Raw genomic sequence first — 11,077 nt, 5'->3', positions numbered from 1 at the left:
AATGTTTAAAGTTTATTCAAAATATTTCATAATAATACTTTTTATTTTGGGAATAACGCATATTTGTTTCTCACAGGAGTTAAAGAATTATGAAGTTTTGAAACTTGGCGATGAATCTTTTAACAATGGTGATTATTATGCAGCAATATATTATTATGACATGTACATAAAAAAGGATTCATCGTGGATAGTTCCTTTTAAAAGATATGCAGAAGTATCTCGTCTAGGGAACGATTATATTGTTGCCGAAAAACTTTATAAATACGTAATTGAAAAAGATACTGCCGGCAAGTACCCCGAAAGCTTATATTGGTATGCACAAATGTTAAAAAGCAATGGTAAATACGAAACAGCTAAATTGGAATTTATAAAATATTATGAAAAAAATAAAAATAATAAAGAACATTTGGTTGAAAATTCCAAGATGGAAATAGATGCATGTGATAGTGCAATTAAATATTTGAAAAATCCGCAGCCATATATCATTAGCCATCTCGATGGCAATATTAATACGCCTTATTCTGAATTTGGCGCCTTTCAACTTAATGATACAACTCTTGAATTTTCATCGCTGCGTCCGGAAAGTAATGAAAATAATTTTAGTACTGGCTATTCAAAAGATTACATTAAAATATATAAATCAACATATCATTTGGTAAACTGGAATGTCGCAGAAGAATTGGATGATAACAAAATAAATAATAAAGTTGACAATAACGCAAACATAACTTATGAGCCGAAAACATTAAGGATATTTTTTACCCGATGCAATAAAACAAATACTTCGAAATTTATTTGCGAAATTTATTACTGCGATTATAAAAATGGGAAATGGCTTCCACCAATGAGATTAAGTGATAATGTGAATTCAAAAGGATATACTGCAACACAGCCCTCAGCAGTGAATACAGATAAAGGATATGTTTTATATTTTGTTTCTGACCGACCGGGAGGTGAAGGCGGAATGGATATTTGGCACACAATAATTTCAAAAAAAGGCGAATGCTCCGAGCCCGTTAATCTTGGCAAAACAATAAATACTCCCGATGATGAAATAACTCCTTTTTATAATGGAACAACAGAAACCCTTTATTTCAGTTCAAACGGACACAAAGGAATGGGCAATCTCGATGTTTATGAAGCAAAAGGAAGTTTGACAAAATGGAATGAACCTAAAAACATGGAAAGCCCCATAAATACAAGCTATAATGATTTTTATTTTATTGTTTATAAAAATGATACAAGTGGATATTTTACTTCAAACCGACCGGGTTCGTATTTCATAAAAGGCGAAACATGTTGCTACGATATTTACAAATGGGAAAAAAAGATTATAAAAAAAGTTGAAGTTGATACAGTGAAAAAAAATACTGTTGTTACAGTTATTGAAGATACTATAAAAATAGAAAAACGCATTGTTGATTTATTACCTCTCACACTTTATTTTCATAATGACGAGCCCGATAAAAAAACGTGGGTAAATACAACTAATAAGGATTATGAAACAACATACAAAGATTATATTGCTTTAATTCCCAAATATAAAAAAGAATATTCGGCAGGACTCGATAGCATAAATAAAGTAAAAGCCGAAAAAGATATTGATGATTTTTTTACCGAATATGTCGAGAAAGGATATAGTAAACTTAATCTTTTTTGCGAATTACTTTTAAAAGATTTGAAAACCGGAAAAACTTGTAAGGTAACGGTTAAAGGTTATTGCAGCCCTCTTACAACAAATGAATACAACAAACATCTTGCAAAAAGAAGAATTTCAAGTTTGATTAATTATTTATATATTTATAAAAACGGAGTGTTTGTAAAATACATGAATGACAAAGCAGAAAACGGAGGTAAAATTCAATTCATCGAAGAACCCATCGGAGAGGAAGCCGCACCAAAGAATGTAAGCGATAATTATTACGATACTAAAAATTCAATTTATAACCCCAAAGCTTCTTTTGAAAGAAAAATTAAAATCTTGTATTATAGTTCGGGAGATTAAAATAGTTTAAAGTAGAGAATTTTTTATATAATTTGCAGATAGAATAATTCATGAATATACTGTAAATAGCTAAAAATTTGACTTTTGCTAAAATAAATTGTTAAATTGTTTTATATTTTAAACATTTCGTATATTTGCGAAATGATTTTCTTTAATGTAAAAAATATAAAATATGGAAATAAAAATATTAGGCATGGGTTGTGCAAATTGCAAATCACTCGAAAAAGCCGTTATTAATGCATTAGCCGAAATGAATGTTGCTGCTGATGTTGAAAAAGTTGATGACATTCAGAAAATAATGTCTTATGGTATATTGCGCACACCCGGACTTGTAATAAACGGAAAAGTTGTTTTAAACGGAAGAGTTCCGTCAATAAAAGAGATTAAAGAAATCATCGAAAAAAACAAATAACATTATGGCTGCAAAACCTAAGTTTACGGCACAACATGAGCAAATATCACGCATTGCAAAAGCATTAAGTCATCCGGCAAGAGTTTATATTCTCGAAAAGCTAAATGGTCTTAATTCTTGCTGTACAAGCGGCGAAATGATTGGCGATATTCCAATTGCGCGTTCAACACTTTCGCAACATCTGAAAGGATTAAAGTATTCGGGATTAATTCAGGGCAATATACAACCGCCCAAAATAAAATATTGTATTAATCGCAAAAACTGGAAAATCGCCAAACTACTTTTAAATGAATTTTTAAAATAAATATGTTCATAAATATTTCGTGAATTATAGAAATAACGAAATGAAAATTAATAAAAAACATTAATTCACTTGCAATGAAAATAAAAAATCTCTTTGGAGTTCTAATTATTTTATTTGTGCTAACATATATTTATGGTTGCAGCTCATGTAAAACCGATAAAACCCCAACAAGTCAATCTGACACTAATGCGATTGAACTAAAAGATACAACTTCCAATCCATTAAAAAAGGATTCTGCTTCTGTTAATGCCAATGAAAAGAATAAAATCATCAGAACTAATACCAAAGGTGATTTACCTGCGGTTCTGGTTTATAATTTCCATGTAACAAACCGCTGTCCATCTTGTGTTGCTATTGAAAAAGCAACAACAAAAACACTGAACACTTATTTTGCTGCCGAACTTAAACAAGGAAGAATAAAACGGCAAATATTAAATGTAGATGATGAAGTAAATAATAAAATATCCGAAAAATATCAGGCATTTGGTTCGGGTTTATTTGTTACCCGTGTTTACAAAGGAAAAGAAACAACTGCCGATTTAACAGGAGCTGGTTTCAAATTTGCTAAGAATAAAGAAGAGCGATTTATTGAAATATTAAAAAATAAAATTTCAGAATATTTAAAATGAAATAAAGTTTGTGGTTTGTAGTTTCTTTTTGTGAAACTTAGCGCCTTTGTGTCTTAGTGGCAAGAAAAAAATATAAATATTTTCAAAATAAATAATATTAGGGCTAACTTATATAATGCTTATTGATTATAAACAGAATAATAAAAAGTACAAAATATGAAGAACATAGTCGTAATTATTCTCGGACTTTTTCTCTCTTTTCAAGGATTTACTCAGAAAACTGCCGATACAGTAGTTTCAAATAATCCAAAGAAATTAAAATTGAAAGTATTGTATTTTCATATTACGCATAGATGCAATACATGTTTTTCAATAGAAGCTAATGTTCGAAAAACGCTGAATGAATATTTCAAAAATGAAATAGATTCCGGTATTATTGATTTATATGTTTTGGATTGTGAATTACCCATAAATAAAGAAATAGCGAATAAATACGATGCTTTTGGTGCAACTCTGGCTCTTACAACTTATACCAATAAAACAGAATTAAAAACCGAAGACCTTACAAACTGGGCTTTCCAAAAAATTCATAATCCCGAAATTTTTATTTTAGAACTTAAAACCAAAATCGAAATACTTTTAAAATAAGTAAAATGGAATTTATACATAATTGGCTGGATGGCTCTAATATGCCTATACTATCGGCATTTGTTTTAGGAATAATGACTGCCATTAGCCCATGTCCGCTTGCTACAAATATTACTGCAATAGGATTCATCAGTAAAGACATTGCAAACAGAAGAAATATTTTTTTAAACGGATTATGGTACACACTTGGCAGAGCTATCAGTTATACTGCAATTGGTGTTGTACTTTATTTCGGTGCCAGCAAATTTCATATCGCTAAATTTTTTCAACTCAATGGCGAAAAGTTTTTAGGTCCATTGCTTATTATTGTTGGTATTTTAATGTTCGATTTTATAAAAATAAATTTTCTGGGTTTCGGAAAATTAAGTGAACGCTTGCAGAACAAAAAGCAAAAAAACAATTGGTGGAGTGCTTTATTATTGGGAATTGTATTCGCACTCGCATTTTGTCCATACAGCGGTGTCTTATATTTCGGCATGTTAATTCCAATGACTATCAGTAGCACATCGGGATTATTTCTGCCTTTCGTATTTGCAGCTGCCACAGGATTACCGGTGATAATAGTTGCTTATCTTCTTGCTTTCAGCATTTCGAGCATCGGGAGTTTTTACAACAATATAAAGATTTTTGAAAGATGGTTTCGCCGCGTCATAGCTGTGGTATTTATTTTTATAGGGTTTTATTATATATACATTTTCTATTTTAAAGGTTGATATTATGAGAACCTTATTTTTTAGCACGAATAAAATTAAAATTATTTTACCATTATTACTCTTGCCGTTTTGGTACTTGGTTTATCATTATTTACAACCTTTCACTGATTGGTTAGTTTTTTCTGTGGTTGGAATGACAAAAGAAAAGCACCTTACAGAGACAATAAGATTTTTTGTTTTTGAATTTCCGAAAGTAATATTATTGCTTACTCTGATAATTTTCTTTGTTGGCATTATACGTACTTTTTTTACTCCAGAACGTACACGCAAAGCACTGGAAGGAAAGAAAACATTTACCGGAAATGTCATAGCTTCAATGCTTGGTATTGTTACTCCTTTTTGTTCATGTTCTGCAATACCATTATTTATTGGATTTGTTGAAACCGGCGTTCCTCTTGGAGTTACCTTTTCATTTCTTATTGCATCACCAATGATAAACGAAGTGGCAGTTGTGCTTTTGTATGGTATGTTTGGATTAAAAGTAGCATTAATATATGTTGGAACAGGATTGCTGATAGCGATAATTGCCGGCTGGATTATTGGAAAACTTAAACTCGAAAAATGGATTGAGCCATGGGTTTATGAAACAAAAATGGGTAAAAATAATATTGAAGAAGAAAAAATAAGCATTGCACAACGAATACAAATGGGTTATGCTGCCGTAAAAGAAATTGTCGAAAAAGTATGGATTTACGTAGCTTTGGGTATAGCTGTTGGTGCAGGTGCACATGGTTATGTTCCCGAAGATTTCATGGCTGCCATTATGGGAAAAGATGTGTGGTATTCCGTTCCGTTGTCTGTCCTTATCGGTATTCCTTTGTATTCAAATGCGGCAGGAATTATTCCAATAGTTTCTGTATTAATTGAAAAAGGTGCATCACTTGGAACTGCATTGGCTTTTATGATGTCTGTGATTGGCTTGTCGCTTCCCGAAATGATAATTCTTAGAAAAGTTTTAAAACCCCCTTTGATTTTGACATTTATCGGTATTGTTGGTGTCGGGATTATGATTGTGGGTTTTTTGTTTAATTGGATTTTCTGATAAAAAATATATTTCAAAAATATTTGTTTTAGTAGAATTAATGTCGTATGTTTGCGACATTAAACATTAAATTTATGACCAATAACAAATCGGAAGAATTTAGCAAAAAACAGCAAGACCTTGCATGTATTGCAAAGCTGCTTTCACACCCTGCGCGAATTGCCATAATTCAGCTTCTTGCAAAGAAAAAGGAAATCCGAACCGGAAACATTTCCGACTTTTTACCTTTAAGCCGAACAACAGTATCGCAACATTTAAAAGACCTTAAAGAAACAGGTATTATCAAAGGTACTATTGATGGATTGAAAATACACTATTGCTTGGACATGAAGAAGCTTGGTAAAATAAAAAAATCATTTAACAATTTTTTTAACAATTCTATTAGTTCATTTTTATGTAAATGCAAATAATTATTCACTAACTTTAAATAAATTACAAAATGAGAAAATCAAACTTCAATGCCTTGCTGAATGAAAAACTTAAAGTATTCGTTTTAGCTTTTTTTGTTTTTTCGCTTTATTCATGCGGAAATGTAAATTCCAAAAATACTATGTCGGTTAACGATATAAATAAGAAAACCGAAACTGCTGGTAACGAATTAATTTCAAGCAGCAATCCAACTGCCGCTCTTGATAAAGCTAAAAAAGACCGCAAAGTAGTATTTCTTGTAATTACAGGAACCGGTGCAACAGGTTTGGATAAAGTAGTTGAAATTGCAAAAGAAGCAAATGGGAAAGTGTCGAAATCAATTATTGTTCAAATGAACAAAGACGAAGCTACAAATAGCAGTTTGGTAACAAAATTAGGCATTGCAAGTGTTCCCGTTCCATTTATTGTTGTAATATCATCTAAAGGAATTCCTGTTGCCGGCTTTCCTTCTTATCAGGTCACAACCGACCTTTTAATTAAGTCAGTTCCATCTCCTAAAGAGGAAGAGATTATTTCTGTATTATCAGAAAAAAAACCAGTATTTATTGTAATTTCAAAAAAGGGCTTGACTGATAAAAAAACAATTATTGCTAATTGCAAAGCAGCAAGTTCTAAAATCGCATCAAAACCCGCAGTTGTTGAAATAGATTATTCTGACAGTAAAGAGTCGGCATTTTTAACAAAAATCGGAGTTACTTCCCTGAACGATAAAACAATTACATTAGTCATAAATTCGGCAGGACAAATTGCTGATAAGTATGAAGGTGTTGTTCTTGAATCTGCACTTACGACTTCTGCAAGCAAAGTTATAAAGAGCGGCGGTTGTTGTCCAGGAGGCAGTAGCAAAGGATGTGGTCCAAAAAAATAATCAAATAAATAAAACAGCCCCAAAAAAAACTTTCAATTACTTATAAAATTCAAATAAATGAATATCAGAAAACTTGTTTGGCTTGAGTTTAAACAACACAAATCGCAATTAACTTCTGGTTTACTTGCTATAACTTTGGGCATTGCTGTGATTGTTGGCATAAGGTCAATTTCGGTTGTGTCTGAAAAAGCAGTTGCCATAAATCTGGATAATCTTGGAGCAAATATTTTGGTATTGCCTCAGGCATCCAATGTTGACAATTACTACTCTGCCGATATTGATGCTCCTACCATGCCCGAAGAATACGTTGACAGAATTGGTTCTTCCAATCTTCAGGGAGTTGATAATTTATCTCCGAAATTAACACGCCGCATAAAAATAGGAAATGAAAATGTTGTTCTCACAGGAATTTTACCGAAAAATGAAATTACTTCCAAACCCTTATGGCAGCAATCGGGCTTGTTGGGAAATGAGCTTAAGACAAGTTGTGCCCCAACAAATGCCGCAAATCAAAGTCGGGGTTATATAAATGAAAAATTACAACGCAAAGCGATTGATTCATTGGGTACAAATGAATGTTTGATTGGCTCGGCAATAGCAAGTAAACTTAAATTATCTGAAGGAAAAGAAGTTGAAATATCAGGAGAAAAATTTAAAGTGAGTAGAATCCTTAATGAAACAGGTACTGTTGACGACGATAGAATTTTTATACATCTTCGCAAAGCTCAGGAAATATTAAAAATACAAGGACAGGTAAGTGCCATTGAAATAATGGGCTGCTGTAATGCTATAACTGACGGACTTCTCGGTAAATTACGAAATGTTCTGCCCGACACAAGAGTGACAACAATCGGACAAATAGTTTCTACACAAATTCAAACCAATAAAATGATGAATAAGATTTCGCTGATATTTTTAATCATTATTATTTTTGTTGGTGGTATTTCTATCGGAAATTTTATGTGGGCAAACATTAATGAGCGCCGAAAAGAAATTGGTATGCTGCGAATGATTGGCTTTAACAAAACTATTATTTATCAAATAATTTTAGCAAAAGCATTTGTATTAGGTGCTTTAGGTGGAATAATAGGATACATTCTTGGAACTTTTGTGGGAATGTGGTTGGGTCCCGAACTCGCAGGATTATCTGTCAAACCAATACCAAGCTTAATTATTGTTTCATTAGTGATTTCAATTGGAGTTTCATTATTAGGCTCATTAATTCCGTCATATCTTGCCGGAAGAATTGAACCTTTTGAAAATATGCAGGAGGTATAATATGATTTTAAAAACAACCAATCTTTGCAAAAAGTATCAGCATAAAGATGGAACTGTTGACGCATTAAATAATGTAAGTTTTGAAGTAAACGAAGGTGACTTTGTTACCATTACCGGCTCTTCAGGTTCGGGTAAAACTACATTGCTTTTATCTTTAGCAGGTTTAATAAAAACAACTTCCGGTCAGATAAATATTAAAGGTTTTGATATAACTTTAGCTTCGGATAGAAAACTTTCTGATTTTCGAAAAAAAAATATCGGTTTTGTAATGCAAAGTTTTGCTTTGATTCCATATCTTACAGCAATAGAAAACGTGATGTTGCCATTAGCTATTTCAAAACTTTCAAAAGATGAAAAATATAAAAAAGCATCTGCGCTACTTCAATTAGTGGATTTGGAAAACCGAAAAAATCATTTACCAAAAGAACTTTCTGCCGGACAGCAGCAAAGGGTTGCGATAGCAAGAGCATTAGTCAATTCTCCTTCATTGATACTAGCGGATGAACCAACAGGAAACTTAGACCCCGAACTTTCAACCGACATCCTGAAACTTTTAAGAAAAATAAATAAGGAAGAAAAAATAACTGTTCTTATGGTTACACACAGCCCATTGGCTACAGAATTTGGAAACAGGAAAATTAAACTTGTGGATGGTTTATTAAAATAAAAAAAATGAAGAAAAAAATAAATTTAAAAGAACTTGTAAAAAACAAGTACAGCGAAATTGCAAAGCAATCGAAACGGCAGAATCAATCTTCATGCTGTGGCGCAACAGGTTGTTGCGGTGATGTTGATTATACTATTTTTAGCGAAAACTACGATAAACTCGAAGGATATAATCCAGATGCCGACATTGGCTTGGGTTGCGGTTTACCTACGGAGTTTGCTGATATTAAAAAAGGTGACAGTGTTTTGGATTTGGGTTCGGGTGCCGGCAACGATTGCTTTGTTGTTCGTGCAATAGTTGGTGAAACAGGTAAAATTACGGGTTTGGACTTTACCGATGCTATGTTACAAAAAGCAATCGAAAACAATAAAAAACTTGGTTATAAGAACATTGAATTTATTAAAGGAGATATTGAAGAAATGCCTTTATCTGATAACAGTTTTGATGTTGTTGTATCGAACTGCGTACTGAATTTAGTCCCAGATAAAAATAAAGCGTTTGCTGAAATAATGCGGATTCTAAAGCCCAATGGTCATTTCTGCGTTTCGGATGTTGTTATTAAAGGTAAATTGCCGGAACGGTTACGCAAAGATGCTGAGATGTATGCGGGTTGTGTTTCGGGTGCTGTTGAAATGAACAAATATCTTGAAATAATAAAGAACAATGGCTTTAAAAATATTAAGGTTCATAAACAAAAAGAAATTTCAATTCCTGCCGGTATTCTTGCAAACTACTTGAATAATGAAGAAATTGAAAGTTTTAAAAATGGAAATATAGGAATTTGTAGTATTACTGTTTCTGCTACAAAATAAAATAATTTAAAATGAAAACACGACTTAATTTTTTAGACCGCTATTTAACATTATGGATTTTTCTTGCAATGTTTGCAGGAGTTTTATCGGGATATTTATTTCCTTCTATTGCACAATTCTGGGATTCGCTTAAATCTTCGCCCGAAAGTACAACAAATATTCCTATTGCAATTGGTCTCATTCTGATGATGTTTCCTCCGCTTGCAAAAGTAAAATACGAAGAACTCGGTGATGTGTTCCGCAATTGGAAAATATTATCACTTTCATTGATACAAAACTGGATTATAGGACCGGTTCTGATGTTTGCACTTGCAATTTTATTTTTCAAATTATTTCCTGGCGAAAATAATTCCAATCTTCCATATATGTATGGAATAATAATGATAGGTCTTGCACGTTGTATTGCAATGGTTATTGTTTGGAACGATCTTGCAAAAGGTGATACGCAATATGCGCCTGGATTGGTTGCTTTTAATAGTATTTTTCAGGTGCTTTTCTTTTCTGTTTACGCTTATTTTTTTATTGCAGTACTTCCCGGCTATTTTGGAATACCTACAAATAATGTAGTTGAAAATATTACTATAAGCCAGATTGCCAAAAGTGTTTTTATTTATCTTGGTATTCCTTTCATTGCGGGCTTCCTGACAAGGTTTTTATTAATTCGTATTAAAAGCAAAGAATGGTATCATACTAAATTTATTCCCAGAATAAGTCCCGTAACTCTTATTTCGCTTCTATTTACTATTGTTGTTATGTTTTCTCTGAAAGGAGAATATATTGTCAAAATTCCACTCGATGTTGTATTAGTTGCAATGCCACTACTTATCTACTTTATAGTGATGTTTTTAGTTTCTTTTTTCATGAGTAAAAGAATAGGTGCTACTTATAGACAATCCGTTACATTATCATTTACTGCTGCAAGCAACAATTTTGAACTTGCTATTGCCGTTGCTATTGCGATTTTCGGAATGAACTCAGGTGAAGCGTTCGCTGCTGTTATTGGTCCTCTTGTTGAAGTTCCGGTTATGATAGCATTGATAAATCTGGCTTTTTGGTTTAAAAATAATTATTTTGAAGTGCAATCACAGATATAAACCCCAAAGCAGCCAATGGTTCAGCATTCATTATTCATTTACCTAATAACACTCACCCTGCCAATAAATTCATGTTTAGGACCATCGTCCATTTCTTTCACAACAACCTTGTAAACATAAACACCTACCTCAACCAAATCGCCTGTGTTGTTATACCTTCCGTTCCAAGGACTGTTTAAATCATTGGTTTTGTAAATCAATTCTCCCCAGCGGTTAAAGATGAGCATCGTGAAGTT

14 protein-coding genes are annotated in these 11,077 nt (G+C 32.4%); 13 read left to right on the top strand and 1 reads right to left on the bottom strand.

What is annotated here, in order from left to right; all coding sequences use genetic code 11:
- The first annotated feature begins 1 nt into the window (after window position 1).
- The 13 genes from WC223_07935 to arsB all read left to right on the top strand — a co-directional run bounded on the left by WC223_07935 (window position 2) and on the right by arsB (window position 10,841).
- Window positions 2-2,005, top strand: coding sequence for a hypothetical protein (locus WC223_07935; protein ID MFA6924172.1), 2,004 nt, complete (start codon window positions 2-4; stop codon window positions 2,003-2,005).
- A gap of 172 nt (window positions 2,006-2,177) precedes the next feature.
- Window positions 2,178-2,417 carry a thioredoxin family protein gene (locus tag WC223_07930; GenBank protein ID MFA6924171.1) on the top strand — a complete coding sequence of 80 codons (240 nt, stop codon included), beginning with the start codon at window positions 2,178-2,180 and terminating at the stop codon, window positions 2,415-2,417.
- A gap of 4 nt (window positions 2,418-2,421) precedes the next feature.
- Window positions 2,422-2,721 (top strand): helix-turn-helix transcriptional regulator, encoded by a 300-nt coding sequence (locus WC223_07925; protein ID MFA6924170.1) that lies wholly within the window; start codon window positions 2,422-2,424, stop codon window positions 2,719-2,721.
- Window positions 2,722-2,795: 74 nt separating this feature from the next.
- On the top strand, window positions 2,796-3,350 hold the full coding sequence (locus WC223_07920) for a nitrophenyl compound nitroreductase subunit ArsF family protein (GenBank protein MFA6924169.1): 555 nt from the start codon (window positions 2,796-2,798) through the stop codon (window positions 3,348-3,350).
- Between the two features lie 156 nt (window positions 3,351-3,506).
- Complete coding sequence (locus WC223_07915) at window positions 3,507-3,938, top strand: nitrophenyl compound nitroreductase subunit ArsF family protein (protein ID MFA6924168.1); 432 nt, start codon at window positions 3,507-3,509, stop codon at window positions 3,936-3,938.
- Between the two features lie 5 nt (window positions 3,939-3,943).
- Window positions 3,944-4,651 carry an aromatic aminobenezylarsenical efflux permease ArsG family transporter gene (locus WC223_07910; protein MFA6924167.1) on the top strand — a complete coding sequence of 236 codons (708 nt, stop codon included), beginning with the start codon at window positions 3,944-3,946 and terminating at the stop codon, window positions 4,649-4,651.
- A 4-nt stretch (window positions 4,652-4,655) separates the two neighbouring features.
- Window positions 4,656-5,693 carry a permease gene (locus WC223_07905; protein ID MFA6924166.1) on the top strand — a complete coding sequence of 346 codons (1,038 nt, stop codon included), beginning with the start codon at window positions 4,656-4,658 and terminating at the stop codon, window positions 5,691-5,693.
- Between the two features lie 74 nt (window positions 5,694-5,767).
- A complete protein-coding gene (locus tag WC223_07900; protein ID MFA6924165.1) occupies window positions 5,768-6,103 on the top strand; it encodes a metalloregulator ArsR/SmtB family transcription factor in 336 nt (111 codons plus the stop codon).
- A 29-nt stretch (window positions 6,104-6,132) separates the two neighbouring features.
- The gene (locus WC223_07895) at window positions 6,133-6,990 is read left to right on the top strand and encodes a hypothetical protein (GenBank protein MFA6924164.1); all 858 of its coding nucleotides are present in this window, start codon (window positions 6,133-6,135) and stop codon (window positions 6,988-6,990) included.
- Window positions 6,991-7,047: 57 nt separating this feature from the next.
- The gene (locus tag WC223_07890; GenBank protein MFA6924163.1) at window positions 7,048-8,268 is read left to right on the top strand and encodes an ABC transporter permease; all 1,221 of its coding nucleotides are present in this window, start codon (window positions 7,048-7,050) and stop codon (window positions 8,266-8,268) included.
- A gap of 1 nt (window position 8,269) precedes the next feature.
- Window positions 8,270-8,935, top strand: coding sequence for an ABC transporter ATP-binding protein (locus WC223_07885; GenBank protein MFA6924162.1), 666 nt, complete (start codon window positions 8,270-8,272; stop codon window positions 8,933-8,935).
- 5 nt (window positions 8,936-8,940) lie between these two features.
- Complete coding sequence (gene arsM / locus WC223_07880; GenBank protein MFA6924161.1) at window positions 8,941-9,747, top strand: arsenite methyltransferase; 807 nt, start codon at window positions 8,941-8,943, stop codon at window positions 9,745-9,747.
- Window positions 9,748-9,758: 11 nt separating this feature from the next.
- A complete protein-coding gene (gene arsB / locus WC223_07875) occupies window positions 9,759-10,841 on the top strand; it encodes an ACR3 family arsenite efflux transporter (protein ID MFA6924160.1) in 1,083 nt (360 codons plus the stop codon).
- A gap of 38 nt (window positions 10,842-10,879) precedes the next feature.
- On the opposite strand, the gene WC223_07870 is transcribed toward arsB, so the two are convergent.
- Window positions 10,880-11,077: gliding motility-associated C-terminal domain-containing protein (locus WC223_07870; GenBank protein ID MFA6924159.1), on the bottom strand; the 198-nt coding region annotated here is incomplete at its 5' end.

This window comes from Bacteroidales bacterium, from assembly GCA_041671145.1.
Classification (GTDB): domain Bacteria; phylum Bacteroidota; class Bacteroidia; order Bacteroidales; family JAHJDW01; genus JAQUPB01.
The sequence above is the reverse complement of the archived record's forward strand: the minus strand, read 5'-3'. Positions and strand labels throughout refer to the sequence as shown.